This window comes from Amycolatopsis sp. FU40 (assembly GCF_021903635.1).
Classification (GTDB): domain Bacteria; phylum Actinomycetota; class Actinomycetes; order Mycobacteriales; family Pseudonocardiaceae; genus Amycolatopsis; species Amycolatopsis dendrobii.
In genome coordinates, this window is the sequence record NZ_CP091380.1 from 50981 (window position 1) to 75686 (window position 24706).

The window sequence follows — 24706 nt, forward strand, 5'->3', positions numbered from 1 at the left end:
ACAGGTGTAATCCGGGATTACAGGCAACCGAAGCCGATTCGTCCGGTGCCCGGTCGGGTGGCGGGTGCCACCCGAGGGATTTCAGTAGGGCACGCCTACTTTTCAGCTGGCGCCGGAGTATTCAGTACGACGGACCGTCGTCGCGGTCGCGGCGGTCCCGGAACGCGCGGGCGCGCTCGCTGTGCCAGGCGACGCCAGCGTGAATCTGGTCTACGGTCAGCCCGGTGAGCTCGACGAGCACGGCATCGTCGATACGCCGGCCGCGGTTTTTCTCCACGGCGCGGAGGACCTTCCCTGCCCACTGCTCGGCGTCGACGAACGGGCGACGCCGGTACTGCTCGGCAAGCCGGTGCCGGTGTTCCTCGGTGCACGCGCTGACCAGCCGCTTGCCGTCGAACTTGGGATCGTGGGCGTGGATGACCGAGGAGTCCGGCACGAGCGCGTACAGCTCGGTGTCGTCGTCGACGACCGCGCCGCAGAAGTCGCAGAGGTCGGGTTCGCCCTGCTCGGGTGTGCCGCCGTGCTCGCCCACGACTCCCGGTGTGCGCCGGGGCGAGCGGGGGCACAAGGCCGGACGCTGCGTATTGAAATCTTCGGTGGCACCCGACATTGGGAAAGCGGCTCCGGGCAGCTGGCAGGGCTGTAGCAACACCTGGGATCCTCGCGAGAAAGGGAGCCTCTCATCCGGTCACGCCTGTTCGGCTGGCATGAGCTCGGCCATCGTCGGTGCCCAGATGAAGATCCACGACGACCTTGAGTGAGGAACTCGTCGAATCGCGGTCGAGGAGTGCCGGCGGGTTCCGTGGCCCAACGGAAGTTTCACCGATGAGCGACAAGGCAGGCCGGTAACGGAGGAGCACGGGGCTATGCACGGCGCTTGTGCGCGCCACCTCTGGTCGTGGTGGTGGGTGTAATCCCGGATTACACCCACCACCACAGCCTCCTTTCGGGCCCCGCCATTTATGGCCAGTCAGAGGTGAGGTCGGCGGCCGACGGGCCGACCCGTTCGTGATGTCCAAGACGGCTAGGACGAACGTGGGCCTGGCCGGTCGCGGAAGGTCTGAGTACGGCGTCCGCATCCCGCAGCGCGGGGTCCTGGCATGGGATGCTGTGTTCTGTGCCTGTTGACTGTTCCTGGGCGTTCGGCGTCCGGTTGAGGGCTGCTCGCGAGCAGCTGCGTTTGTCCAGGCGGGAGGCTGCCCGGCGAGCGGGTTTGTCGGAGGCCCGCTGGCGCCAACTGGAAAAGGGGACCCAACCGATCGACGGCGTGGAACAACCGGTGAGCACCCGGCCGGACACCGTGTTCAAAGCCGCCGACGTGGTGGGCCTCGATCCGCGCGAGGCGCTGCTCCTCGCCGGGTTCGAGCCGGACGAGCATCTGATCTCCTCCGATCTGGCCGCGATCCAACGGCGGGAGCTGCTGGACTGGTTCGACCAGATCACCCCGGCTCGCCGGGCCGCCGTACTCGGCATGATCCGCGCCTTCAGCGCCCCGCTGGCTCTGACCGACGACTGCCGTTCCCGTTACGAGGCGGGTTCGTGATGGCCAAATGGTTCCGCCGCGACGGCCACCGGAAAGCCGACGATGCCCGAGTTGATGTCGGCGATCAGACGCTGCCGGTCATCGATCCGCGCGAGATGGTCAACGACTGGATCCGGGCGCTGGCCGTGCTCGGCGAGCGTCGCGGACCGGACGAGACGCTCGCGCTGATCGAACGGGTCAACCGGCCGGGCAAGCTTTCCGTGACGATCCGGACCCCGCTGCTGCCCGAGGACGTCCGCGCCATCGAGGAAAGCCAAGCCTGGCAGAACGAAATCCGCAGCCGCCAGGCCGGGGTGAACATCTTGGTGGACCAGTACCTGATCCGGTGGCTGACGGAAGCGACCGGGCAGAGCTGGGCCGAGATCGTGCAACGGCTCGCGCGGGAGATCGCGGCCGAACTGCCGCCCGAGTAGACACCCGCTGCAAACGGCGCAGGGCCCGCGGAACTGTAATCCGGGATTACAGTTCCGCGGGCCCTGCGCCGTTTGCAGCGGGTCCCAATCACGTGCCTGGAACAGGCGATGCAGTCCAGGTCAGATGAGCAGCTCGACCAGCTGGGCGACTTCGTCCTCGGAGAGCTTTTCTCCCAGAGCCGACGCGAGATCGTTGAGGTCGGTTGCTTCTAGCGCCAGCGGCCAGCGCTGCTCCGGCGCGGACCGTTCGGTGCTGTCCGCAGCCAGGGTGGCTTCCGGCTCCGCGGTGGCTTCTGGCGCCGGGGTGCTCGGAGGCGCCTCAGTGTCGCTACTGCGTGCCGCGGCCGGCTCGCCCGCAGACGACCCAGCCGCAGGTGCGGCCGACTCGGGGGACGGCGGCGGGGGAGGCACCGTTGCCGCCCGTTCGTCGCTGCCTCCGGTCGGAGCGTTGTTCGCCTGCGCGGCGGGAGCGGGGGAGACGGCCGCGGCGGCCGTCGCCGGGTCGGCAGTCGCGCTGGCGGGTGCCGTGCTGTAATCCGGGATTACAGCGACGTGGAACGGTGCGCCCTGTTCCCAGATCTCGCGTTGCCGCGTCTTCGGGAGTTTGGCGATGTCCCGGGCCAGTTTGAGCTTCAGGGTTCGCTCGGAGCTGGCCATCGGGAACTCGCGCTGCATGAGCCCTTGGAACTCGGGGATGAGCTTCATCAGGTCGAGGCGGGAGTCCACATAGGTGTGGGTCTTGCTGATCTTCTTGGCCACCTGGCGCAGCGACAGGTTCTCGCGTTGCATCTTCCGCTGGAGCAGCTGGGCCTCCAACAGCGGCGGGAGCTGCTGTCGATGGATGTTCTCGTGCAGGATCCGGTCTTCGATGTCAGCTGCGGTCGCGACAGACGGGGCGAGGACCGCGTCGAGCTTCGTCCACTCATTGAGCAGAGCGCCTTCGTAACGGCGGTTGCCGATCACGATGACTCTCGTCACCGCGACCTTCTTGCCCTGCTTGTTCACCTTGTAGGCGGGCAGGCGTTCCTCGTCGCCGTCCAGCTCGGGATAGGCCTCGATGAAGGCGTCGCGGGTGACGACCACGACGGGCTGAAGCTGGCCGACTTCCCGAAGCGAACCGGCGGTTTCGATGACGTCGGGGTCGTCCGGGTAGCGGGGGTTGAACGGGTTCGGGATCGCCGTGTCGAGATCCAGATCGAAGAGGTTCGTCCGGCTGTCGTCGTAGCGGCGGCGGAAGGCAGCACGGGTGTCGTCCGCGCGGTGCACGTCTTTCTTGGCGAAGTCCTTAGGCACGACCGGATTCCTCGTTCTTCTTGTCTTCCTTCGTCGGCAGCGGAGCGAGCGAGGGGAGTGGGTGCTCGGCTTGCAGTTTTTCCCAGTCCGATGCCGGTGCCAGGCCGGCTTCCACCTCGAGCCGGAGCGCGATCCGGTGAAGTTGTGCGGAGAGTTCGTGCTTGGGCTGGAACTCGGGAAGAGTGCGTCCCTCGAGCCATGCCTCCTTCACCGAGGCAAGGTCGGGCAGGTGGGCAAGGATCGGCAAGGGCTCCATCTTGTCGCCGTCACTTTGTTCCTCGGAAGCTTCTTTCTTGGCGGGGAGGCCGAGCTCCTCCAGCTGTCCGCCGATGTAGCGGTCGACGCCGGACAGCGGCCGCCGGTAGAGCCCCGGCACCATGCCGATCAGGGTTCGCTTGGGCAGCCGAAGCTCATCCTCCAAAGCTTCGATCTGCGCGAGCAGCAGCCGAAGAGCCCTCATCGACGTGCGCGCGAGCTGGACGGGGATCAGCACGCCTTGACTCGCGGCAAGCGCGTTGTCGGTGAGGAGGTCCAACGACGGCGGGCAGTCCGTCAGGACGAAGTCGTACTTGCCCTCGGGCAGCTGGTTGAGCAAGTCGTCGAGCTGCCTCTCCGGCATTCGCATCCGGCTGCGGTACATGGCCTTGATGACGGTCATCATGTCGAGCGTGGTGCGGATGATGTCGATCCGGCCGCCGCCGGGCGGCCTGGAGTGGGTGACGATCAGATCCTCGATCGGGCCTGTGTACTCGCCGCACAGCGCAGCCGCGAGATCCGGTTCCTTCTCCGGAACTTCCCTCAACCCGAGCGCTTCGGTGGTGAGGTGCCCCTGCGGATCCATGTCGACCAGCAGAACGCGCCAGCCTCGCATCGCGAGCGCGCCGGCAGTCCCGGCGATCAGCGCTGTCTTGCCCACCCCGCCCTTCTGGTTCAGCGAGGATGCCCGGTACCCCTGCGGGTAAAGCGCACCATCGGGAACCCAGAGGTTCACGTCGGTCATGAGAGCAACTCCTTCTTGTTCTGGGATGTCGACGGTGTAGACGCCTTCTTCGAGCAGCCAGCGCCGCCAGTACGCGACCCGATCCGGCCGCGGACGGAAACCGGAAGGCCAGCCGTCGCGCGCGATCGTGCGCAGGACGACCGGAACACGACTGCGTCCCACCCGTTGCCGCGCGCCCAGCTTGGCAAGGTCCGGGTCGACGACGGCGTGCATGGCATAGGCGGCTTCGGCGAGCGAAAAGTCGACGGGCTTGTAGACGCGGAAGCGTTCGACACCGTCTTCGTCAGGGTGGGCAACCTGCGAGGATGGTCGCACCAGCGATGTTCCCTTCTGGGACGATGTACTCGGTACCGTACCGAGTACATCGCATAGTCCGCCAGGCGGGAAGCCGCCACGCGGACAAACGCGGGAAGGACTCCGTTCGGGCGGGTGTGCCTGTAATCCGGGATTACAGGCACACCCCCGATGAGCGTTCCGAGTCACCGCTCCATCCGCTGACCATCAGTCTGTCCTCCGCCGCCATGCCTCGAACGGCTGCGGAATACTCGAGCATTGACCGCGTAGCAAGGAGTGTGCTCGGGTGCCGTACCGAATCTGGCAAGACGGCTACGTCCTGATCGACAAGGGCCGCCCTCTCGACACGGTCCGCAAAGCGGTCGCCGCCGCGGTCGCGGAGCGTCCCGCCTGCGTCGTCGTCGACCTGACCGAGCGTGGCGCGGCAGGTTCTCGACGTGGGGATCTCCGGTTCACTTGGGAAAGCCGGAGCAATCAGTTCGCCGCGCTGCTCACGCTGCGGCTGGCCAAAAGCGACTCTCGTCGCGTTGACTGGCTGCTCGCCGCCGCCTGTACCCGGCCGTGGCGCGCCGCGTTCGCCGCCCCCCTCGAAGTCATCGGTCTCGTCGACGAACTGGACCCCCTCGACCACACCGGAGACGTCATCGGCCTTCCCTGGGTTGTTCCCTGCCACGACATCAATCCGCCCAGCCTGCTCGACGGGTTCGCCGACAAGGTCTCCAGAACCATCAACGACCCCAAGCGGGGCGCGGGGCTCCTGCTGCTGCCGCAGCGCGATTGGCCCGAGAATGTCTACTCGGCCGGAATGGTCGAAACACTCGCCGTCGACGAGGCCGAGCGGATCGCGATCAACGCCCGGCTTGGGGTCCGCGGAATGCGCAAGAACCAGGCCCGGTTGTACATGCCGCAGCAGGACGCACTTCCCGACGTAACGGGAGACATCGTTCCCGGCCGCGTGGCCGCGGCCATCTCCGTCGGCATCGACCAGCTCCTCGTCGGGCGTCAAGCAACAGCGCTTCCCGAGAGGTGGCGCAACGACCCTGCAGCACAGGAATGGTGGACGAGCAACCCGTTCAACCTCCCGCAGATCGAGTCCGAAGACCCCCGGGCCCACGATGTCGCGCGAGCCGAGCAGGAACTCAGGGAAGCACGGCGCCAGATCACTATCCTGCGACAGCAGAAGACGGCCACCGACTCCCGGCTCTCGCAACTTCTCGACGAAAATCGGCAGCTGCGCGAGCAGCTCGACGCCCGTGCCGATCCCGGCAATCTGCAAGCCCAACTGGCCGCGATGCAGGACGAACTCGATCGTTACGCCGCGGCCTACGACGAAATCGAGTCCGAACGAGACAGCCTGCGCCGACGAATCGGCGAACACCTCGCCGCCCGGCTGTCCCAGGCAGACGGTCGCGAACATCCCGTCGCCGACGAGCCGACCGCCGGGGCCCCCCTTGTCTTCGCGAGCTTCGCGGACCTGCTCGACAAAGCACGGGCAGCCCTGCCGGGCCTGATCGTCACCGCAGACCCGGCCGCTGCCGCCGCACTCGACGATCACCCGAAGGCGGCGGCCTGGTGCCGCAAGGCATGGGATTCGCTGCGCACCTTGGACGCCTACGTCACGGCGCGCGCCAGCGGTGCCGCATCCGAAATCACCGACGTACTGGCCTTCGCCCGAACCGGACAACCTGGCTCGCTGATCAGCGCGAACATCGTCAAACTCCGGGAATCCGAAACTGTCAGCGGCAACGAGCGTTTTCGCGAGGCACGCCACTTCCCCGTGAGCACAGAAACCGACAGCAGCGGCAGGGCCTACTTCGGCGCGCACATCGCCTTGGAGCGGTTCAAATCGCCGGCACCGCGGCTGCATTTCCTCGACGACATCGCCAAAACCGGGGTGGTGTACGTGGGATATCTCGGCGAGCACCTGCCAACCCCGCGCACCAACTGACCTCGCGCATCATCGCCTCCGAACGGCCACGATGCCACGTACATCGTCGAAAGTCGATCTGCTCCATCGTGCTCGAGCGGCTTGTCAACCGATGTCGCCTGAATGTGCATGTACTGATGCCCGGCCTACTCTGCACGTCATGCCCACTGTGCTTGATCCGGCCGCGCGTCGGAGCATCGAGGATGTCCGCGCAGACATTGCGCGGACGCTGGCCGATATTGACACGCTGGCTGCCGACGAGACATCGGCGAATGCGGTGCGGGCCCGGCTGGGGGATGCGCTCGGCACTCTCGACATCCTCGCCCACGAAGCCGTGATCCATGCATGGATCGCGTGTACCTGTCGGTTCTGGAGCGAGCGGTCGGTGCCGTGGATCGCGCTGGCCGAGGCATTCGCCGGCGCCACGGGGGAGACGGTGACCAGCAACGGTCTCGATCGGCGGTTGACGGAGCTGTTCGCGGGCCATGCGCCCCGCCGGCGGGCCGTGGCTGGCCGCAGGGTTGCGGCGGGCTATTCGGTGACGGCGCTGTGGGCCGCGATCACGCATTGGCACTGCCGGGCAGGACTTCCGCAGCCGGTGTCCGCCTGGTGCGCCTACCCCAACGTCGCCGCGGTGCTGGACCTCGTGCCGGCCATCGTCGAGCACAGCGGCATGGCCGCCAATTCCAAGCAGCTGGTGGCTGCGGTCCGCGCCACCAGCGGCCCGGTGTCGAGGATGAACGAGCAGCACGTGGCGGAGCTGGCGCGAGAGCATGTCGAGGCGGCGCGGCACTGGGTGACGGTCGCCTTGAACGGCTGACTGGACTGAGCCTCAACAGTGCGCAGGTCGCCGGCCTCCGGCGGCTCGCCGCGTGTGATCGCCGGGGCCGAGGATCTCCGTGTCCGGCTCGGCCGGATGCGCTGAGCACTTGTGCGGTGGCGAGGGTCGTCGTGCCGCGAATCGCGGCCAGTGTCGGGTCGGCGATCGCATCAGTCGGACTGGATAGCAGGCGGATCGCCGCTGCTGCGGTCGGCCGCCCGGCTCGGTTCGCGCGGTACACCGATGCCCCTCCGGTCGTCGTGCCCGTCAGGACGTCGACGCTCCGCGCGAACCGTCGCCCGAGGGGCGGCTCGAACACGGCGCAGCGCGGCCGTCCCGTAAGCCCGCGGTCACGCCCTGTCGCCCGGTTCGCCCTCGATGCGGTTGAGAGCCCGCTGCAGGAGGGGTTTGTGCGGGGCGTAGAGGCCGCCGTCGCCCTCGAGGTCGGCGGCGAGCTGCTCGACATCGCGGAAGCGCATCCAGCGCACGTCGGCCGCGTCGTCGCCTGCGGTCGCGGGCCGCGTTTCCTCGAGGAGGAACAGCGCGGACGTGCTGGCGACCCAGGCATGGTCGGTATTGCGCCAGTCGTCGACCAGGTCGCGGCCGAGCACCGTTGGCGTGACGGCGGTCAGGTCGATCCGGGTCTCCTCGCGCAGCTCGCGCACGAGAGTGGCCGGAGCTGTCTCGCCGGGGTCGACCATCCCTCCGGGGATGGCCCAGGCACCTACGTCGCGGCGGCGGATGAGCAGCACCTGGCGTTCGCTGCCGCGACCGGCCACGACGATCGGGTCGGCGGCGGCGTTCTCGCCCCACTTGCCCAGGTTCCGGCCGGTGCGACCGGTGCGGCCGGCCGGGTTGAGCGGCCAGCGACGGTCGTCGAACTCAAACGGCACCAACGCCGCCTCGCTGCGCTCGAACCAGTCGTCGATCTCGTACGGCGTCGGGTACGGCTCCGCCCAGCCTTCGGCGACGCTGGCGGCCAGGCCCTCGCCGAGCAGCTCGTCGGGCGTGATGTCCACGGGCAGGTATCCCGGCCACGGGACGCTCCACGATCGCATCGTGTCCGGCACTTTCGCCCCGGGCGCGTCGACCGGGGCCCGTTCGCCGCGCGCCCACATCTCCGCGGCCCCGGGTTCAGCGCCCAGCACCGCCTTGCGGCGGTCCTGCGCCGTCGACCGTGCCACCCCCATCGCCATCGCCAGGTCCCCGTGCGACAGCTCTGCGGCGGCCTGGTCCCGGATCGCCGCGGCCAGCGCGCCCTCGGCCCGAGCGGACAGCGCGGACAGGTCCCGCAGCGCCCACAGCGTCCATGCCGATCCGGTCGACACCGGGCGTGCCTTCAGGCTCGGCCGGCCGCCTTCGGGCACGACCGGGTCCGCACCGGTGCGCCAGGCCGCGAGCGAGGTGAGCATCGTGTCGACGAACTCCATCACCGTCCCCGCGTCGGTCCCCAGCGCGTCCGCCTGATCCTGCGTCAGCGAGATCACGTAGTCCAGGCCGCCCCAGTCGGCGGCGTCACCTGTGCGGTAGGTCAGCATCTCCACGCCCTTCTGTACGGATGTCCGTACAGTAACTGTACGGACATCCGTACATTTCGGCAAGGTGCAGACGGTGACTCCGGTCAGGACGCCCGCCAACTGCGGACGGGATCGATACCAGGACGCCGTGCTCGCCGCGCCTGAACTGAAGCCTGGAGACGTCGCCGGGCGCCGACGCCGCGACCAGCCGGCGGATGGTCCCGCAGCGAGCCCGGACCGTCCAATATGGATAGTGTGAACGAGGCAAACTCGTTGGCGCACCGAGAAGAACTCAAGCACCAGCGAGCATCGCCGATCGTGATCAGCCAAGGACGGACGTCTCGCGCAGCGGCGGCCCGCAGCGGATCCCCGGATGCCTGACCGAGCCCGATTCCGCGCTCACCGCCCGTCGGCAGGCCACGCTCGCCCGTTTGGCCACAGACTCCGCGCAGCGCCGCGAGAGGTGCTGTTCCCCCCGAATTGCGCTCGGCGTTCCTCGGTTCCGTGGTGCCCGCGCCGCAGCAAGTACCCGGACTGTGAGGGCGGCGGGGGAGCGGTGCGCGCCGTTCCCCCGCCGCCGCGGATCGAACCGGGACAATGACCGCATGCCGAACACCCCCGGAGCCTCTGCCGACGACCTTGCCCGCTGGGCCGATGCGATCGCGCAGCTGCATCACGGCACCAGCGCTGATCCCGGAGACGAGCGGGCCGCCGACCGTGCGGTGGCGAACCTGTGGTCGGGGTTCGGGTTCCAGCAGGGGCCGGTGCCGGTCGCGGACCTGGTCCTGAAGTCGATCGAGGTCGGCTATCTCGCCGCGTTGCGCGACGTCCGCGAGGGCGAGTTCGACGCCGACATTCCGATGTGGCGACCGGATCTCGGCTGAACCTGGTTCTGTGTCCGTCCGCCGGGATTCCCGGCGCAACCTGCCGCAGTTGCCAGGGCGCGATGCCGAGGTTGCGCAAGGCTGATCGCAGGTCCGGGTAGCTGCAAGCAGGTGGCCCCGGCCGCGGCTTCTAATTGGGCGACGAATGCGGGGAACAGCGATCCGCAGGGCGGTGCCGCCAGGCGGTGGCGGTCGCGCTGCGGGCGGTGACCGCCTTCATCGCCTGGGGAGCTGCCCGCTGATCGTCGCCCGCACTCGGGCGGGCGTCGACGCCAGTCACCACGAGGAATGGTGCTGGACGAACGCCAGTTGCAGGCTTTCCGCGGCGTCCTTGACCTTGTCCGCTGGAAAGCCGTCGTCGGTGATGTTGTTCGCGAAGTCGTCGACGGTGTCGAACTTGAGCAGCATGCTCGTCGAATCGGCTTCGGGGAAGCGCGACTTGCGGCGGAAGTCCCCGCACCCGGTGATGTTGCCGTCCACCGTGCGGTAGGCGACCGGCCGGCCGCGGTGATGCCGACACGCCACACCAGCCTGTCTGGTCGAATGTGGCGTCGCGGGCAGCCGGGTCGGCGCTGGTGACCCATTTTCCGGTGAACGACTCCCGCCACGCCCCCCGGCCTGGGGCATGCATGCGGACCACGATGAGTCCGACGTCGTCGACGATCTGCCCCTCGCTGCCGCCGCGGTGGTTGTCGCGCTCGATCAGGCTCAAGACGTATCCGGACATGGACTGCCGGGCGGCCTTCGCCTTCTGTTCGCCCCGGTCCCACAGCGGCAGGTCTTCGGGCTGGACGGACAAGGACTTGTTCGGCATCTCTCCTCCTCGGAACCACGGGCCACGTTCACGTAGAAATATGGGACACTCCCATATGTCAATCCGCTCTGAGGGGCACGCGGTTCTCCTGCGCCACCAGCGCGCACTCTGTAGCGGGCCTTCCTTTCGGGTTCCGTAGGAGGCAAGGGCGCAGAACTCTCGGAGATCGAAGAGACGCGAGTGCGTCGTTCTGCCGCCGCCCGAATCGCGCAGCCAGGTCGGGAATCCCGTCCGCGCCGCGAAGAACAGGTCGCCTTTCCCGGGCCAGGCTGCGGCGGCTCGTGCTTCACCAGCCGTGGTTCCGCGCCAATTCCCGCAGACGCGTCAGAGCGCGGGATTGGGTGACGCGGACGTTGCCCGCCGAGATGCCGAGCGCTTCGGCGGTGTCGGCGGCAGACAGCCCGACGACGATGCGCAGGATCAGCACCTCCTGGTGCGCGCGGGGGAGCGCCGACAGGAGCCGCGTCAGGCGATCGCCGAGGTCCAGCGCCGAGGTTGCGGTCTCCTGCTGGTCCCACCGCCGTAGTCCGGGGCCGTGCACGATCCCGGTCCGTCGGGCGCGGCCGATTTCCTGCGCGGCGCCGGCGACCTTCTCCGCCGCGATCGCGTACACCAGCCGCAGGAACGACCCGCTGTCCGCGCGGTGCTCCTGCAGGCGCACAAGCACCGACAGGCACACATCCTCGGCGATCTCGTCAGCGGCCGCCCAGAGGGGGTGCCGCTGGCCGAAGCTCGCCCGGCAGTACGGCACGACCAGCGGCCGGATCAGCTCCAGCGCCGCCGCTGCCGCTGCGGGATCTCCGTCCGCGGCGTCGCGGGCCAACTGGTTGATCTCGGTCCCGTCCGCAGCGGCACCCGCAGCCGGGAGCGCCCAGGCAGCTCGGCGGGAGGCACCCTGCGGCAGCACGTCGGGAGCGCACGCCGGGACGGACACGTCCGCCGAGCGCACGTTGTCGATCAGCAGTGCCCAGGCACCGATGCCCGCGGTTCCCGGGCCGTACCGCTCCGCAGCCGCAGACCAGACCCCAGCGGCAGAACCGCGAAGCAGCGGCTCGTTCGCGCGCTGGCCGGACGTGTCCTCGGGTTCGGCCGGCGGCATGTCCGCGGCGTCCACGCGGCGGCGGACCCACGCCGCGATCTGGGCCAGGACTTCGTCGTAGATCGGCGTCGGCGTCGCCTCGGCGGTCTCGCTCGGCTGTTCTCCCAGGCTGAGGAGCGTCTCGGCGAGGCGCTGGTCGTGTTCGTCGGCGACAGCCGCCCGGCGTTCCGGGACAGGGTCGGTGACCTGCAGGCAGATCGCAAGCAGCGGGCGGGCTTCGGCGATGCCGCTGTCGACGGCGGCGGACAGCCAGGTCCGGGCCTCGGCGTGCCGGTCGCGCGACATCTCCCAGACGCCGATCTCGAAAGCGCGGTAAGCGGCTTCGGCGAGGTCGGCGAGGGTGGGCTGGGGGCGTCCGTGCGCGGCGAGGTCGGCTTCGTCAGCGGCGAGCGCGCGCTCGAGGATCAGGTCGGCGTCGAAGCGGTCCTCGGCGGTGTCGCTGGTGGGGGTCATTGGTGCGCCTCCGGCAGAGGTGTGCGGTGCCCGGTCAGCAGGGGCGATGCCCGCAGGGTGCGCAGTCCGCGTTCCTGCAGGCTTTTGACGGCGTCGGCCGAGCAGGCCATGACCGCCGAGACGGCCCCGAGTTCCCATCGCAGGCCGATGCGGAGGGCGAGGACCTGCTGCTGGCGTACCGGCAGCTGCTTGAGCGCGGCGACCACCGCCATGCTGGTGAACAGGCCGTCGATCCCGGGGGAGAAGTCCGGCATCGCCATCACGCGGTCGGCGGTGATTCTGCTGATCAGCGCTTCGTCGGTGAGGGGAATCGGGGTGTTCTTGGCGCGTTCGTCGCGCGCGCGGAACATGACGGTCTTGTAGAGCAAGGCCTGCGGCTCGCGCATGACGCCCTTGCGTTTCCACGCCCGCGCCAGCTCGGTGAATGCCACCTGCGCGACGTCCTCTCCGCTGGCGCGGCTGCCGACGATTCCGGTCGCTGCGCGGACGGCTTCCTCGCGGTGGGCGTCGACGAAGTCCTTGAATGCTTGGCGGCTGAACGGGATCTCGGTTTGGTGGGCGTAGGGGTCCGCCGGCTCTTCCGTGCCCCCGTCGCCTTCGCCGTCGGGGGCTGCGTCGTCGCTCACGCCGCCTCCGGCGGTTCGAGGCACGCCTCCGACGGGCCGAGCGTCACCGACCACTCGCCGCCGGCGTCGTCCCGGCTGCACACTTGCCCGGCTCTTCCGGACGCGCTGAGCACCCGCGCGGCGTCGACGATCGTGGCGCCGCGTTCGCGGGCGACCGATCGGCGGAAGCGCAGCGCGACGAGGTCTGCCAGCACCCTGAGCACGCTGCGAGGGCGCGGGATTCGGACGAAGTCCGCGTCGGGGTCCCAGTCCATGGGGCCTCCTTTCCTGCTTGCCCCTACACCGGGCCGGACCCCCGTCCGCGAATCGCCGCGCAGGAAAATCTTGGAAAAAACGCGGAGGCCTCCGCCCGACGAGCAATCGCGGACGCCCGGAACCGGACTGGCCTGGGGATCAGGTGCCGGGTTCGGTGCCGCGGCGGGCATCGCCGCTGCTGCCGACGGCGTCCGATGTGCCGCCGGGCCGGGGCCGGGAGGTCCGGACGCTCCCTTTCGAGGTGACGGAGAGGATGCCGTAGCGGTGTCGCCAGCCCGCCATCCGCTGGACGATCTCGTCCGCGAGCCGGCGGGCCTGGTCCTCGTCTTCGACGCGCGCGACGGTGTACGTCGCGGGGGCGACATCGCCGTCGCCACCGCGTGATCCAGCGGTGGCGATCTCCACGACGTGCTTGGCTGTGCCTCGCGCGTGTTCGTGCGTGTCGTATCCGACGGCGACGACCTGGTCCGCGCGGACCAGCCAGCCTCCGGCGCGGATCCAGAGCTGCGCCGCAGGCGGCGGGGGAACCGTTTCGGCCGCGCGGGCGTCGTCATCGGGGTGCGGTTCGGCGGCGATGCTGGTCATGATCCGACCGTAGCGACGTCGTCCAGCCCGCGAAGGGCAGCAAGAGGGCTCGGTCAGCCGGGTGGCGTGGTCGCCGGGGGCAGAAAGCCGAGGGTGCGCAGCACCGTTTTCAGGTCGGGATAGCTGTAGTACTCGCCCGGCCCGGTGACGTCCTCGTTCTTGGCGACAAAGTCGGCGAACAACGCCCCGCGGGCAGTGCCGAGGTGAGCCGTGGCGTGCACCAGCTGCACGGCGAGGCCGGGCATGGCCGAGGATTTCCGGCATTCGTCGTTGCCAAACCACGCGGCGAGTGCGTCCGCGAGCGTGTCGAGCGAGAGGAATCCGGCGTGCTGGACCAGTAGCCGGCCGACCTGCTCGCCGGCGCGGTAGCTGGGGGCTGTCGTCAGCATCTCGACCACCTTCGGCACGAAGAACTCGCACGGCCGGGCGGCGATGACCTGCTGTCGGTGGAGGTCGCCGAGCAGGCCGAAACGGTGTTCGAGGCCGGGCAGCCGCTCCCGGGCGTAGCCGCTGCCGACCACGGCCAGCCGCGACGCGACCTCCGGCGGCAACGGGTCCCGTTCGCCCGCGGTGACCGGAGCTTCGAGAAGTGCCTGGAAATGATCGGCCAGCGACTGGTCGACCGAGGTCCAGAAGTAGTCGTCGTCGGCCATCCGGATCAGGGTCCGCAGCTGGACCGCGGCGTCCTGCAGCCGGAGCCGTTCGCGGGCTTGGCTCACGGCGTCGCGGACGGTGTCGCGGTCTGCCTCGGCGAAAGCGCGCAGCGCCAGAGCCATCCGGTCGGCGTGTGCTTCCGCGGGCATCCGGCCGTCGGGGTCGAGCTCGAGCATCGCGGCGCGCGCGGCGAGCTTGATGACGTTCGCGCGGGTGGCTGTCCGGGCCCGGTCGTGGAAGGTGGCCCGGATGTGCGCGGGGGAGGGGGCGAACAACGGGTCGCAGACGAAGTTCTTGAACTCCTCGACGAGTGCGCGGCCCTGCGTGGGCGGATGGGTCAGCAGCGTGGACAGCGCGACGGCCAGGTGGCCGCGGGCGATCTCCGGGCGAGGGTCGTAGACCTCGCCGCCCAGGCGCAGCGAGGGGTGCGCGCACAGATGGCGGTCCTCGCGGATGCGGTCCAGCTCGCGCTTGCCGATCGTGTCGATCAGCTCGAACTCCACCGCCTTCTCGACCAGCGAGGCCTCGATCCGCTGCATCGCGCGCACGCCGTCGGCGGTGAGGCCCTGCTCCTGCGCGGCGGCGAGCTGCTTGCGGAAGGCCTCGGCGGCAGTGTCGTCCTCGTCGGCCAAGCGGACCAACTTCACGATGATGTCCGCGCTCACCGCCGACCAGGTCGCGGCGATGCTCGCCCGGATCGCGCCGGCGTTGTAAGCCCGCCACGCCTCCTCGGCCAGCGGCCGTACCTCCGGACTCCACACCTGCGCAACCAGGATCTCCAGATCGACCGCCACGCCCCAAACCTCCTCGTTCGCCGAGCTGCATTCTGCCCGCAGCCCGGATCTCGGGCAGCCGCGTGCGCGTCAACGCGCCACGCATCGGTGGTTCCGAAACCGCAGCCCAGGCGGTCAGGCCGGAGCGCGGCCACGGCCCTTCGCCGTGCGCCAGCATGCGATCACGGCTTCGAAGTACAGGACAGGCCTCGCCCCGCGCGTGCTGTGACACGCCGGAGGCGCGAAGATCCCACACCGGGCAAGGCTTTCACATCTATGGTTTCCGCAGCTGGATCGAACAGGGGAAAGAAGGGGCCGAGAAGTTGACCTCCACAAGCATGATCGATCGATCGCCTGCGGAGCGCGACGAACAGGGCTTCGTCGTAGTGCCGGAGCCGATCGCGGCCAACGCTGCGTTGTCCTTCGGTGCACGCGGGCTGTACGGACACCTCGCCTTCCTCGTGTCAAAGGGCGAGGCCGTGAGCATGGGTCGTGTTGTCGAGGAAAGCACCTCAGGACACCACCAGGTCCGCAGGATGTTCAAGGAACTGGAAGAGGCCGGATTGCTCAGCCGGGCCCGGATCCGCGGTGCCGACGGCAAGATGACCGTGCGGTGGACCCTCTTCAATACACCGGTCGACCAGAGTTCGGAAGACGAGGCGTTCGAGGCGAAAGCCTCCTGAAAGAACTGCGGCCCGGCGTAGGAGCGGGAACTCCGAAGCGCCGGGCCGTAAGCAGTACCGCGCAGCACCCTTCACGCACCTTGCGCGGCAGAACCAGTGTCACACAGCCCGGAGACGACGGGCAAGCGACACCCTGGTGTGCCGTGCTCACAAGCACAAGGACCACACCCGTGACATCAGGATCGCGTAGGCAACGGCCACGCTCCTCCGCGGCAGCAGATCTCGCCGAACTGGACGAACAGCAGGAGATCACAGCAGGTCGCCTCCTGCCCTACACGCAACTCGGCGACTGGGTCGCCCTCAGCGGCATCTCCGACCACGCGAAGGCGCTCTACTGGCACCTGGCCATGCACGTCAATCAGAAACGCGGCGACGGTCAGGTCTGGCCTACTCGTCCGCTGCTCGCCGAATGGGCGGGATTCAGCCGGGCCGCATCCATCGACACCTACATCGAAGAACTGCTCGCTCTCGGCGCGATCGACAAGTTCCAGCGCACCTACGACAACGGGATGCGCCGCAGGAACGTCTACGTCGTCCACTTCACCCCTCCGGACGGTTACCAGGGCGTGGAATCGCTCTCCGAGTTCTACGCCAGCCGCCGCAACGAACTCGGCTCAAGTTCGGCACCGAACTCCGGAAAGTTCAGTAAAAACACAGGTCAGAACGTAGTACGCCTGAACGTACGTCCGGAGGTACGTTCTGCCGAACTCCCGGAAGTACGTTCCAGCGGACATCGCGACATGCGCCCTGCCGAACTTCCCGATGTACGCCCCGCCGAACCTCGCAGCGTTCGGCCCATCGCACGCCCGAGCGTCCGCCCCGCCGGACAAAAACAAGACGAACTTCAACAAGACGAAATACCAACCACCTCCTCCACACGGCCGGCAACCGAACCCCTGACACCGAACTCGGTTGCGACCGGACCGGAGGAGGGGGAGGTCGACCTCGACCTAAAAGGAAAGATCACCGCGATGCTCGCCGCGATCCCCATCCCCCCGGGGAAGCGCGCTCCGGGCACCCGCTCCGCGAAGCTGCGCGAGACCGCCGACCGCTGCTACGCGATCCTCAGCAACCCGGATCACTACCAGCTGACCCTTCCTGACTTGCGAAAGCACCTCTCCCGCGACCTCGACACCGTCAATTCGTCCATTGTCGGATGCTGGCTGTACCGGCTCGCCGACGACGAACTCCCCGACCCACGCCCCGCAGGTGCCCCGCAAGCCAGCGCGCCGCCCGCTGAAGCAGCACCCGCTGTCCTGGGGGCATGCGACGCCTGCGGTGCCAGGGAAGGCGAGGCAGCGCCTTTCAGGGTGATCGAACGCGCCGACGGCAAGCACATCAAATGCCCTGCGTGCCACCCTCAAGCCGCGAACCAGCTCCGGCCCGCCGTGCCAGGCGAAAAGCGGACCTTTCACGACTGGGCCCGTACCCCGACCGACATCGACTGATGCCCGCGACGCGCAGGCCTGCTCGACGTCGCCGCAGTGGACGTTCGAGCCCGCGAGCACCATCGCGGCGAAGAACGCGTTGCGCGCGTCCCCTCCGGAAGCCTGTTCGATTGCCTGCGCCGCGAACAGGTCGCGTCCGCCGGGGCTTCTTAGATCACCGAACCTGCCCGACGGACTCACCGAGCTATGGCTCGCCAGCCCATGGACCGGAAGCGAAGTGCTCCGCGCAATAGCCGGAATCGGCTGGGTCCGCGGAACAGGGAACGGGACCAGCCCCTGACTGCCTGGCTCGCCGAGCCGACCGCACCTCGTCGTTCCTGCTCGTCTATTGCCTGCTGCGGTGGCGCGGGTGCGGCTGCCTGCGCGCGGGCAAGCGAGATTGGTCATTCAAAGCAGGGCGAATGCGGCCATTCGAGGCCTGGGCAAATCGAGGCCTTGAGCGCCTATAGGCGGTGTCCTACTCTGCAAGGTGCAGAGGTCGGCTTATAGTCTCGGGGAGAGTGTCATGGCGTTGCGTGTACTGGCGACTTGCGAAGGCGGGGATTGCCCCGGTTTGTACCTAAACGATGACGGAAGTGTCGTGGTCAAGGGCGACATCCTGACTGCGGCCGTCCGCGATCAACTGGATTTCACCGCCGAGGAAGATGCGGTGACGATCCCGGGGTGGCTGCTACGCGCGGCGGCCGCAGCACAGGAGAAAGGCGTTGTATGACCAGAGAACAACTGGCCGAGCTTTATCGGACGTTCAAGCAGTTCGCGTGGCGGCTCGAAGCTCGCGACACGTACGGCGTCGAGGGCGAGAACGAGCGGCTGCAAGCGTGGCTTGAAGGCAGGGAGCTGCCGCGGTCGGAGTCGAAGGACAGCTGGAAGTCGCTCACCAGTGCGGCTGCCGCGGAAGGCAGGTTCTTCTCGCGAGTGCGCCTGATCGGACGACCGCTGACCACCTACACCCGCTGGGAGTACTCGGTCTACCCGGACAACATCAGCGCAAGGGAGGGCGTTGCGCTGCTCGAGCGTGACTGGCTGACGGAGCACGATCGGGAGAACCCGCTCTGGAACACCGACTTCTGGCTCTTCGATGATCAGGTGGCGGTGGTGCAGAACTACGCGGAGGACGGGACCTACCTCGGTCCTGTGCTGGCCGACGATGTTGAACCGTTCGTTGCGCTGCGTCGGCGCGCGCTCGAGCTGGCGGTCCCCTACAGCGAGTTCACGCTGCTGCCCGACCAGCGCAGCGACGAGCAGCATGTCCAGCAGGTCGAAGTTCGGCAGGAGGCGGCGCGGATTGAATGACCGTGCTCCCCGGCCGCGACGCTCGAAGCGGGATTTGTCCCACCTCACCGGTCCCCACCGCGAGCTGGTCACAGCGCTTACCGACGAGAGGCTCGGTGCCGGGCTTACCGGCACCGAGCTCGGTGCCGTTCACGGGTGGGGACAAGGCAAGGTCTCGAAGATCGAAGGCGGTGTTACTCGGCCCTCAAATGACGATGTACGTGCGTGGCTGTCCACGACCAGCCCTGAAATGCCCGCAGTCGAGCGCGGGCGGCTGCTCGAACTCGCGGACCTGGTGTCCGCCGGCGCCTCCCGCTGGAAGGACATCGATCGCGACGGCATCGCCGCACAGCAACGGGCCCGCGGCGAATTAGAAGCCCAGGCAAGCCTGATCCAGATCTGGCAACCCAAGGTCTTCCCAGGGCTGGGTCAGAAGCCCGACTACACCCGCTACTTGCTGCGGGCGCTCGGCCGCCCAGTCGACCAGATCGAACCAGCCGTCGAAGCCCGACAAGCACGTCAGCAGGTGCTGTACGACTCCAGGATCACCATCGAGATGGTGATCCTGGAGAGCGTGCTGCGCAGGAGATTCGATGCCCCGCCGGAGGTGATCGTCGAGCAGATCCAGTTCCTGCAGCACCTTGCCAAGCTCCCCAATGCCTTCGTCGGAATCCTTACCGACGAGGCCGACAAGGAGATGCTCGCTGAAACTTCGTACGTGATCAAACACGGCGACGACTTCGCCGACGTGCGAGTGGAAACCCGAACACGCGAGCTCGTCATGTCTGATTTGTCGGAGATTGAGGTCTATGAGAACGACTTCAAGCTTCGCAAGGCCGCCGCCGTCACAGGCGACGAAGCCGTGGCCGTCATGAACCGCGCGGCCAGCTACCTGCGCACTCTCGCGCAATAGCCCACATGGGAGAGATTTAGTCCGGCCTCTTGGCATCTTCGTCGCAAGCTTATAAGCTCCAAACCAAGCTTATAAGCTTGCGACGTTGCCGAGGTCCGACTCCTACGGTGATCGCCGCGCCTGGGTGGCCGCCACCCGCGCGAACCGGTACCGCCGCGATGGCCGGCATCGGGAGAGCGCCCCGCCAGCAGTCCCAGGTACGCGTGCACCCACATGAACATCCATAGGAGCAGCGGAGCCGAGGTCCCGTCTCGGTCGTATTTCCGATTCGCCAGGACCCCAGCGGGGCGAGCGATGCGACCAGTCGGTATCCCCGAAGCCGAGGCTGCTCCCAATGCAAACAGAGTTGTGGTGTTTGCCGGTCGTCCTCGCTCCGCGCCGCCAGTGCGGTTGAGGGCGGACCGGGAGACCACCACGGCAATCAGCCGCTTCGGGTCGGGAGTGCTGGACAGGTGTTTCCTGCCGTTCCGGTCAACGCGGTGGATTTAGCCAGGTTTGGTGTTGGTTGACGAGCCGGAAATCGTTGTGACTAAGGCATTTCTGTCCAGGTTGACGACGTGCGCCCGCGTTCGCGCCGGAGGCGGCGTGAGCATCGCCGCGCTGTCGTGCTGGGCCGATCGAAGATCGATGGAGGGGAGCATCATGAGTATTGCGGATGTGGTTGTGCCGTGTCCGGTACAGCGCGATGTCGGCGAGAACCTGACAGCGGCTGGGGTCGCCGAGACTTACGTGAAGCTGCTCGACGAGCTCACGGCGGCTGTCGAGCATTCTCCCGAGCGGTGCACGTTGCCCGGCGCAGTGATCGTCAACGGGCTCGGCGAGCTGATCTCGGCTCTCGACGAGTTGACGTTGCCGCGATCGGATGCGGCAGCGGCGGTGCTGGCCGGTCGTGTCGAGAAGTTGCGCGATTACGTTAAAGGCTGCACGTTTCGTTCGGAGGCGTTGCGGAAGCTGTTCGAGCCGTTGGGCGAACTGCATGCGGCGCTGACTCGTTTGGCGGATGCCGCGCCGGCTTCGAAGGGGGAGCGGTGATGCGGCGGCGGTTGATCGGGCGGGGCCCGGCGCTGGGGTGTGCCGCGATGGTCGCGGGTGTCCTGTTGTCGGGCTGCGGGGTGTTCGGTGCGCCGGACGCCGAGGCTGGCGGGGTGTGCGTGGACAAGGCCACCGGGATGCGGATCGAGGATTCGCGGTGCGGTGACTGGGACGACCGCGGTTGGTACGACGGCCCAGGTTCCTACATGGTCTGGTATCCGGCGACGTATGCGGGCGATGTTCCTGCTGTCGGTCAGCGCGCGGTGGGTGGGACGCGGACCGTGGCCGGCGGAACTCCGCTTGCGAAGGGTGTTCCGGTGTCGGGGGCGAGTGCCCAGTCCGGCGGGATGCCCGGGCTCAAGCGCGGAGGTTTCGGAAAGGCGTCCGGGACGTCCGGGGGCACCGGGGCCAAGGCTGCGAGCGGGAAAGGCGGCTCGGGCGGGTCGTGACCGGCAGTCGCCGAAGGCCTGCTTCGGCACGCGGTCCGGTGCGCGCGGCCCGTCGTGCCGATGTTTGCGAAGGCGTTGGTTTCTGTTCCGTGCCAGAGGTTTGCGTTGCGTTCCGGCGGTATTCGGTGCGCTGCGGAAGTGAATGCGGCCGGGCCGGATGGTCCGGCCGCGGCTGTCTGTGAGAGTCGGCCTTCGTGGCGCCGCGGCGTTCGGGTCGGCATCGTGCTATGTCGGGAGTACGTCATGTCTTGGATTACTGCACTGTCCACATCGGTCACTACGACGCCGATTCTGGCGACGGGGGTGGGGTTGATGCGGCCGCGGCCGCGGAATGCGTTGCGCACGGCGGCGTTCGCGTCGGCGGCGACGCTGGCCGCGTCGCGGGCGGGGCTGCCGTTGCTGGATCTCGTTCCCGCGCATGCGGCCGCGGCCAACACCGTTCTGGTGAGCGTGGCCACTGCGACGGCGCTGGCGTGGCTGGGCGGTCTCGCGCCCCGTGTGATGCGCGCGGCCGCCCGTGTCCTGCGGTCCTCCGGTGCGCGCCCGCCCGCCGCCGCTGCGGTTCCCGTGATTCCTGCCGGGCCGGTCATGCCTGACGGGCCGGCAGGCATCCAGCACGGGCAAGGCAGTGGGACGACCGGCGCGGTCGGGGTTCCTTCGGTGCCGGTCGATCCTGTCGGCGGGCCGGGAAACTCCGAACCGAGGGCGCATTGGTGACCGGTCGCCGCTGGCACCTGTCAGGCGAGGTCTGCGAGCAGCTGCACGGCCTGGTCCTCGAGGGAGGCGACGCCGGCGTTGTTGTCGATCACGCGGCAGTCCGCGAGGGCGGGGGAGTAGCCGAGGTCGATGCGCTCGAGGTAGCCGTCCCAGTCGGCGAGCTTCCCGGCGTCGCGGTGAGCACCGCGGCGGGTGATGTTGCGGTACATGGTGTCGGCGTCGCAGCGGATCCAGGCGGTGTGCAGTCGCGCGCCGCGTGCGTCGAGCTGTTCGCGCAGGTGCCGACACCATCGCGGGTCGGCGAGTTCGGCGACGAACGGCGCGGTCGCGATCACGGAGTTGCCGGCGTCGACGTTTTCCATGACTGAGGTGATCAACGCCTGGTACTCGGCGGGCCGGAGGACGTCGCGGTAGAGGGCGGATTCGCGGTCGTGCGGGGAGTGGCCGAGGGCCTGCAGCGCGGCCTCGACGACCGCGCTGCTGGCGGAGTCCTTGTCCAGCAGCGCCCAGCGGGCGCGGCGGGCGAGGATCGCGCCGAGCGTGGATTTGCCGGATCCGGCGTAGCCGCCGACGAGCAGCACTGCGGGCGGGGCGGTGGGGGCGGCGCCTTCGCTGGGGATTGTCATGCCGTGATCTTGCTGCATGAGCCAGGGGCCAGGTGCAGGAGCGGCGTTTCGGGAGTCTCTCGCCCGCGTGTCGACGGTTGGCTGCGCGGGCCGCGATCGCGGCGTTGGCTGGCAGCATGTTCTTTAAACTTGGGAAGCCGGAAGAAGAGGAGGCTGAGATGGACAGCACGCCCGCGCACCGCCTGATGGCAGGGCAGCGAGTTCGGATCGAAGGCCCTGGTGTAGTGACCGGCGTGGAGTTCGACGAGGTCGGGGAGACGGTTGACGTCCTCTGGCGGCCGGACGGGCAACAGAAGGTGCTCAGGGCGACCCTTCCCGACGGACACCCCGTCAAGCACGCGGACTGAGCATCGGCCGAGAGGCAGGGAGTCCTCGGAGGCTGGGCGGCTCCCTGCGTTCGTTCGAGGGCGAACACCCGTCGTTTCCTTGCTGGGTCGGTGCTCGGGCGGTCCGTGTCCGGATCCGATGCGGGTACTCGCGAAGGCGGGGCGGAGACCGGACTTCCGGTCGCCGCCCCGCTGCGTGTCCCGCTGTGCACCAGGTTTCAGTCGTGTGAGCGCCAGGTCCATCCGGTGGCGGCGAGCGCGCGTGCGCGCTGGAGCATGAGCCTCCGCCAGATCAGGGCTTCTTCGGCCCCGGCGAAAGTCAGGTCGCCGGTGGTGCTGCCGGGCCACTTCCGGTAGTAGAGGCCGGGTTCGGCGGCCATCCAGCCGCGGCCCACCGCTTCGCAGGAGAGCATGAAGGCGACGTCCTCGCCGCCGGGCATGGCCTGCCATCCGCCGAGGGCGTGGGCGAGCGCGGTGTAGGTGCAGCAGGTCGTGCCGACGACCTGGAGGTGGTCGTTTTCCTCGCCGTCGGCGAGGAATCCGGGGGGCAGGGTGCCGGGCGGGGGATCGTAGGGGCCGGGGGCGTAGCTGTTGTCGGGCAGCAGGTCGAGGGCGGGGGAGACGGTCCAAGCGTGGTCGGGGTGGTCGACGAGGTTGCGGATGTCCTGGGCCAGGGCCCACGGAGGGAGCAGGTCGTCGGCGTCGAGCGCGCGGATCAGGTCGCCGGTCGCGCGTTCCATCGCGACTGTGCGGGCCATGGCCGCGCGGCCCTGGCGGCCCATGCCGGTGCTGATCCGCGGGTCGTCGTCGGGCAGTTCGGCGGCAGGAAGGCCAGTGAGGCCGTCCTCCTGGACCAGCCACTGCCAGGACCAGCCGTCTGGCATTTTCTGGTCGGCGAGGCTGTCGTAGGTCTGGCGGATGTAGCGCTCTTTGCCGGCGACCACGGCGGTGACGATGCTGATGACGGGCACGTGCCCTGCCTCTCGGGGTGGGTGGCGGCGGGTTACCGGCGGCGGAGTCGGGTGCTCGGGCGGTGCGGCCGGGTCACCGGTCGTCCTCGGCCGGGTCGAACCGAGGGTGGTCAGCTGGCCAACGTGCAAGCTTCTCGTCGATGGCGATCTCGGTCCGGTCGGCCGGGTATTCCGCGTCGCTCATCTCGACGACGCGGCCGTGGATGTCGACGGACTTGCTGCGCACATGCAGCATGGGAGCGGTCGTGTTCCAGGCCTCCTGCTGTTCGGGTGTCGAGGCGGCCGCGTGGACGGTCCGCTCGAACCGGTCCACCTCGATCCCGACGGTCCAGAGCTGGTGCTGGTGGCCGCCCGGCCAGGGCTCTTCTGCGTCGTCGAGCAGCGGCGGGTAGGCCTCGATGAGGTGCTTGGGGATCCAGGAGGTGGAGTAGCTGAGCCGGACACCGGTCTCGCGGTTGCGCATCTCGTAGCGGCGCCGCACCACGGGGGACTTTGGCTCGATCGCGAACACCTCTGAGAGTTCCTCGTCGGCGGGGACCGTCGTGTACGTGTGCGTCGAGTGGGTCCGGTCGATGGGGATGCCCGCGGTCATTTCGATCGCGCCGCGCTGCTTGCGGACTTCGAGCGGCTGATGCACGAGGTCCTTCTGCTCCTGGGACCACCCGGCCGAGAGGTTGATCTGCTCCCGGTGCGGCGGGGCCTTGACCACGGGCGACTTGCCGCGGCCGCCGGTGATCAGGCCCTCCGCGCGCAGGGTCGCGACGGCGGCCTGCGCGGTGGTCTTCGAGCACTCCCAGCGGTCCACGATCTCGCGCAAGGTGGGGATCGGGTCGCCGGGCTGCAGCTCGCCGGCGGTGATCCGGTCGCGGATGGCGGCGGCGATCTGGTCCTGCACCAGGACGCCGCTGGTTCGTTCAGGCATGAGGGCATTCAACCACGAACTTTCCCGGTTTACCGGTCAACCTCTTGCGAAGTGTGATCAAGCGAGCTACTGTCGGTCCAACGCAGTTGACCGGTTAACCGAGCAACTTGCGGCGACGGCGAGACGGTCCGATCCCTCCGCCTTCGCAAGCCCCCGCTGCGGCGGTACGGCACCTGGACTTCATCGCCGGGAGGCGAAGGCCATCGCTGGGAAGCGACGCAGGTGAGGGCACATTCCGTCGTCCGAACGTTTCGGCGAACCGCAAGAACTCCACAGATCAGCAGAGCCCGCACCCCAGGCAGCATGATCAGGCCCTCACGGGCCCGAGCCCCGAAAGGGGTTCCCGCCACGACCCCCCGGCCGCGACCCGTCGCGCCGGACCGGCGAGCGGACATGT

Annotated in this window: 27 protein-coding genes; 14 read left to right on the plus strand and 13 right to left on the minus strand. The window is 68.5% G+C overall.

Features of this window, described 5'->3' with window-relative positions; all coding sequences use genetic code 11:
* Nucleotides 1-121: 121 nt before the first annotated feature.
* Nucleotides 122-532: a hypothetical protein gene (locus L3Q65_RS00575; RefSeq protein WP_237596528.1), complete on the minus strand. Its 411-nt coding sequence runs from the start codon at nucleotides 530-532 to the stop codon at nucleotides 122-124.
* Nucleotides 533-1105: 573 nt separating this feature from the next.
* Between L3Q65_RS00575 and L3Q65_RS00580 the strand changes: the two genes are divergently transcribed.
* Nucleotides 1106-1543 (plus strand): helix-turn-helix transcriptional regulator, encoded by a 438-nt coding sequence (locus L3Q65_RS00580; protein WP_237596529.1) that lies wholly within the window; start codon nucleotides 1106-1108, stop codon nucleotides 1541-1543.
* Nucleotides 1543-1956 carry a hypothetical protein gene (locus L3Q65_RS00585; protein ID WP_237596530.1) on the plus strand — a complete coding sequence of 138 codons (414 nt, stop codon included), beginning with the start codon at nucleotides 1543-1545 and terminating at the stop codon, nucleotides 1954-1956. Before L3Q65_RS00580 ends, L3Q65_RS00585 begins: the two co-directional genes overlap by 1 nt.
* 120 nt (nucleotides 1957-2076) lie before the next feature.
* Here the strand turns inward: L3Q65_RS00585 and L3Q65_RS00590 are convergent, their stop codons facing one another.
* Together L3Q65_RS00590 and L3Q65_RS00595 are read right to left on the minus strand one after the other, a co-directional pair.
* Nucleotides 2077-3249 carry a hypothetical protein gene (locus L3Q65_RS00590; RefSeq protein ID WP_237596531.1) on the minus strand — a complete coding sequence of 391 codons (1173 nt, stop codon included), beginning with the start codon at nucleotides 3247-3249 and terminating at the stop codon, nucleotides 2077-2079.
* Nucleotides 3242-4564, minus strand: a complete 1323-nt coding sequence (locus L3Q65_RS00595) for a ParA family protein (protein WP_237596532.1) — start codon at nucleotides 4562-4564, stop codon at nucleotides 3242-3244. The genes L3Q65_RS00590 and L3Q65_RS00595 overlap by 8 nt, the downstream gene beginning before the upstream one ends.
* A 265-nt stretch (nucleotides 4565-4829) precedes the next feature.
* On the opposite strand from L3Q65_RS00595, the gene L3Q65_RS00600 reads away from it, so the two are divergent.
* Entirely contained in the window at nucleotides 4830-6491 is a 1662-nt protein-coding gene (locus tag L3Q65_RS00600) for a hypothetical protein (RefSeq protein WP_237596533.1), read from the plus strand.
* Nucleotides 6492-6630: 139 nt separating this feature from the next.
* Nucleotides 6631-7290: a hypothetical protein gene (locus L3Q65_RS00605; protein WP_237596534.1), complete on the plus strand. Its 660-nt coding sequence runs from the start codon at nucleotides 6631-6633 to the stop codon at nucleotides 7288-7290.
* A 350-nt stretch (nucleotides 7291-7640) separates the two neighbouring features.
* Here L3Q65_RS00605 and L3Q65_RS00610 read toward each other — a convergent pair whose 3' ends face one another.
* Nucleotides 7641-8828: an NUDIX domain-containing protein gene (locus L3Q65_RS00610; protein WP_237596535.1), complete on the minus strand. Its 1188-nt coding sequence runs from the start codon at nucleotides 8826-8828 to the stop codon at nucleotides 7641-7643.
* 584 nt (nucleotides 8829-9412) lie between these two features.
* Between L3Q65_RS00610 and L3Q65_RS00615 the strand changes: the two genes are divergently transcribed.
* Nucleotides 9413-9691, plus strand: coding sequence for a hypothetical protein (locus tag L3Q65_RS00615; RefSeq protein WP_237596536.1), 279 nt, complete (start codon nucleotides 9413-9415; stop codon nucleotides 9689-9691).
* Between the two features lie 276 nt (nucleotides 9692-9967).
* Here L3Q65_RS00615 and L3Q65_RS00620 read toward each other — a convergent pair whose 3' ends face one another.
* The 6 genes from L3Q65_RS00620 to L3Q65_RS00645 all read right to left on the minus strand — a co-directional run bounded on the left by L3Q65_RS00620 (nucleotide 9968) and on the right by L3Q65_RS00645 (nucleotide 14971).
* Complete coding sequence (locus L3Q65_RS00620; RefSeq protein WP_237596537.1) at nucleotides 9968-10216, minus strand: hypothetical protein; 249 nt, start codon at nucleotides 10214-10216, stop codon at nucleotides 9968-9970.
* 575 nt (nucleotides 10217-10791) lie between these two features.
* The gene (locus tag L3Q65_RS00625) at nucleotides 10792-12057 is read right to left on the minus strand and encodes a sigma-70 family RNA polymerase sigma factor (RefSeq protein WP_237596538.1); all 1266 of its coding nucleotides are present in this window, start codon (nucleotides 12055-12057) and stop codon (nucleotides 10792-10794) included.
* The gene (locus L3Q65_RS00630; protein WP_237596539.1) at nucleotides 12054-12683 is read right to left on the minus strand and encodes an RNA polymerase sigma factor; all 630 of its coding nucleotides are present in this window, start codon (nucleotides 12681-12683) and stop codon (nucleotides 12054-12056) included. Before L3Q65_RS00630 ends, L3Q65_RS00625 begins: the two co-directional genes overlap by 4 nt.
* Nucleotides 12680-12937, minus strand: coding sequence for a hypothetical protein (locus L3Q65_RS00635; protein ID WP_237596540.1), 258 nt, complete (start codon nucleotides 12935-12937; stop codon nucleotides 12680-12682). The genes L3Q65_RS00630 and L3Q65_RS00635 overlap by 4 nt, the downstream gene beginning before the upstream one ends.
* 139 nt (nucleotides 12938-13076) lie before the next feature.
* A complete protein-coding gene (locus L3Q65_RS00640; protein WP_237596541.1) occupies nucleotides 13077-13523 on the minus strand; it encodes a hypothetical protein in 447 nt (148 codons plus the stop codon).
* A 53-nt stretch (nucleotides 13524-13576) separates the two neighbouring features.
* Nucleotides 13577-14971 carry a hypothetical protein gene (locus L3Q65_RS00645; protein WP_237596542.1) on the minus strand — a complete coding sequence of 465 codons (1395 nt, stop codon included), beginning with the start codon at nucleotides 14969-14971 and terminating at the stop codon, nucleotides 13577-13579.
* A gap of 62 nt (nucleotides 14972-15033) precedes the next feature.
* Between L3Q65_RS00645 and L3Q65_RS00650 the strand changes: the two genes are divergently transcribed.
* The 8 genes from L3Q65_RS00650 to L3Q65_RS00685 all read left to right on the plus strand — a co-directional run bounded on the left by L3Q65_RS00650 (nucleotide 15034) and on the right by L3Q65_RS00685 (nucleotide 21464).
* The gene (locus L3Q65_RS00650) at nucleotides 15034-15633 is read left to right on the plus strand and encodes a hypothetical protein (protein WP_237596543.1); all 600 of its coding nucleotides are present in this window, start codon (nucleotides 15034-15036) and stop codon (nucleotides 15631-15633) included.
* A 170-nt stretch (nucleotides 15634-15803) separates the two neighbouring features.
* Nucleotides 15804-17081: a helix-turn-helix domain-containing protein gene (locus L3Q65_RS00655; protein WP_237596544.1), complete on the plus strand. Its 1278-nt coding sequence runs from the start codon at nucleotides 15804-15806 to the stop codon at nucleotides 17079-17081.
* 505 nt (nucleotides 17082-17586) lie between these two features.
* Nucleotides 17587-17793 carry a hypothetical protein gene (locus tag L3Q65_RS00660; RefSeq protein ID WP_237596545.1) on the plus strand — a complete coding sequence of 69 codons (207 nt, stop codon included), beginning with the start codon at nucleotides 17587-17589 and terminating at the stop codon, nucleotides 17791-17793.
* A complete protein-coding gene (locus L3Q65_RS00665; RefSeq protein ID WP_237596546.1) occupies nucleotides 17790-18374 on the plus strand; it encodes a DUF6879 family protein in 585 nt (194 codons plus the stop codon). Before L3Q65_RS00660 ends, L3Q65_RS00665 begins: the two co-directional genes overlap by 4 nt.
* A 34-nt stretch (nucleotides 18375-18408) precedes the next feature.
* Nucleotides 18409-19266 (plus strand): DUF5753 domain-containing protein, encoded by an 858-nt coding sequence (locus tag L3Q65_RS00670; RefSeq protein WP_237596547.1) that lies wholly within the window; start codon nucleotides 18409-18411, stop codon nucleotides 19264-19266.
* 585 nt (nucleotides 19267-19851) lie between these two features.
* Complete coding sequence (locus L3Q65_RS00675; protein ID WP_237596548.1) at nucleotides 19852-20298, plus strand: hypothetical protein; 447 nt, start codon at nucleotides 19852-19854, stop codon at nucleotides 20296-20298.
* On the plus strand, nucleotides 20298-20747 hold the full coding sequence (locus tag L3Q65_RS00680) for a hypothetical protein (protein WP_237596649.1): 450 nt from the start codon (nucleotides 20298-20300) through the stop codon (nucleotides 20745-20747). The genes L3Q65_RS00675 and L3Q65_RS00680 overlap by 1 nt, the downstream gene beginning before the upstream one ends.
* A gap of 243 nt (nucleotides 20748-20990) precedes the next feature.
* Nucleotides 20991-21464, plus strand: a complete 474-nt coding sequence (locus L3Q65_RS00685; RefSeq protein WP_237596650.1) for a hypothetical protein — start codon at nucleotides 20991-20993, stop codon at nucleotides 21462-21464.
* A gap of 20 nt (nucleotides 21465-21484) precedes the next feature.
* On the opposite strand, the gene L3Q65_RS00690 is transcribed toward L3Q65_RS00685, so the two are convergent.
* Nucleotides 21485-22090, minus strand: a complete 606-nt coding sequence (locus tag L3Q65_RS00690) for an AAA family ATPase (RefSeq protein WP_237596549.1) — start codon at nucleotides 22088-22090, stop codon at nucleotides 21485-21487.
* Nucleotides 22091-22248: 158 nt separating this feature from the next.
* Between L3Q65_RS00690 and L3Q65_RS00695 the strand changes: the two genes are divergently transcribed.
* Nucleotides 22249-22437, plus strand: coding sequence for a hypothetical protein (locus L3Q65_RS00695; RefSeq protein ID WP_237596550.1), 189 nt, complete (start codon nucleotides 22249-22251; stop codon nucleotides 22435-22437).
* A gap of 197 nt (nucleotides 22438-22634) precedes the next feature.
* Here the strand turns inward: L3Q65_RS00695 and L3Q65_RS00700 are convergent, their stop codons facing one another.
* Together L3Q65_RS00700 and L3Q65_RS00705 are read right to left on the minus strand one after the other, a co-directional pair.
* Complete coding sequence (locus L3Q65_RS00700) at nucleotides 22635-23387, minus strand: glycosyltransferase (RefSeq protein WP_237596551.1); 753 nt, start codon at nucleotides 23385-23387, stop codon at nucleotides 22635-22637.
* Nucleotides 23388-23460: 73 nt separating this feature from the next.
* The gene (locus L3Q65_RS00705) at nucleotides 23461-24309 is read right to left on the minus strand and encodes a GntR family transcriptional regulator (RefSeq protein ID WP_237596552.1); all 849 of its coding nucleotides are present in this window, start codon (nucleotides 24307-24309) and stop codon (nucleotides 23461-23463) included.
* Nucleotides 24310-24706: the final 397 nt, after the last annotated feature.

What these genes read in the sequence shown, in the direction of transcription:
- L3Q65_RS00585 (WP_237596530.1), top strand. Translation starts at nt 1,543, where the DNA reads ATGGCCAAATGGTTCCGCCGCGACGGCCACCGGAAAGCCGACGATGCC.
- L3Q65_RS00665 (WP_237596546.1), top strand. Translation starts at nt 17,790, where the DNA reads ATGACCAGAGAACAACTGGCCGAGCTTTATCGGACGTTCAAGCAGTTC.
- L3Q65_RS00660 (WP_237596545.1), top strand. Translation starts at nt 17,587, where the DNA reads ATGGCGTTGCGTGTACTGGCGACTTGCGAAGGCGGGGATTGCCCCGGT.
- L3Q65_RS00615 (WP_237596536.1), top strand. Translation starts at nt 9,413, where the DNA reads ATGCCGAACACCCCCGGAGCCTCTGCCGACGACCTTGCCCGCTGGGCC.
- L3Q65_RS00605 (WP_237596534.1), top strand. Translation starts at nt 6,631, where the DNA reads ATGCCCACTGTGCTTGATCCGGCCGCGCGTCGGAGCATCGAGGATGTC.
- L3Q65_RS00680 (WP_237596649.1), top strand. Translation starts at nt 20,298, where the DNA reads ATGCGGCGGCGGTTGATCGGGCGGGGCCCGGCGCTGGGGTGTGCCGCG.
- L3Q65_RS00625 (WP_237596538.1), bottom strand. Translation starts at nt 12,057, where the DNA reads ATGACCCCCACCAGCGACACCGCCGAGGACCGCTTCGACGCCGACCTG.
- L3Q65_RS00705 (WP_237596552.1), bottom strand. Translation starts at nt 24,309, where the DNA reads ATGCCTGAACGAACCAGCGGCGTCCTGGTGCAGGACCAGATCGCCGCC.
- L3Q65_RS00640 (WP_237596541.1), bottom strand. Translation starts at nt 13,523, where the DNA reads ATGACCAGCATCGCCGCCGAACCGCACCCCGATGACGACGCCCGCGCG.
- L3Q65_RS00580 (WP_237596529.1), top strand. Translation starts at nt 1,106, where the DNA reads ATGCTGTGTTCTGTGCCTGTTGACTGTTCCTGGGCGTTCGGCGTCCGG.
- L3Q65_RS00635 (WP_237596540.1), bottom strand. Translation starts at nt 12,937, where the DNA reads ATGGACTGGGACCCCGACGCGGACTTCGTCCGAATCCCGCGCCCTCGC.
- L3Q65_RS00690 (WP_237596549.1), bottom strand. Translation starts at nt 22,090, where the DNA reads ATGACAATCCCCAGCGAAGGCGCCGCCCCCACCGCCCCGCCCGCAGTG.
- L3Q65_RS00695 (WP_237596550.1), top strand. Translation starts at nt 22,249, where the DNA reads ATGGACAGCACGCCCGCGCACCGCCTGATGGCAGGGCAGCGAGTTCGG.
- L3Q65_RS00685 (WP_237596650.1), top strand. Translation starts at nt 20,991, where the DNA reads ATGTCTTGGATTACTGCACTGTCCACATCGGTCACTACGACGCCGATT.
- L3Q65_RS00610 (WP_237596535.1), bottom strand. Translation starts at nt 8,828, where the DNA reads ATGCTGACCTACCGCACAGGTGACGCCGCCGACTGGGGCGGCCTGGAC.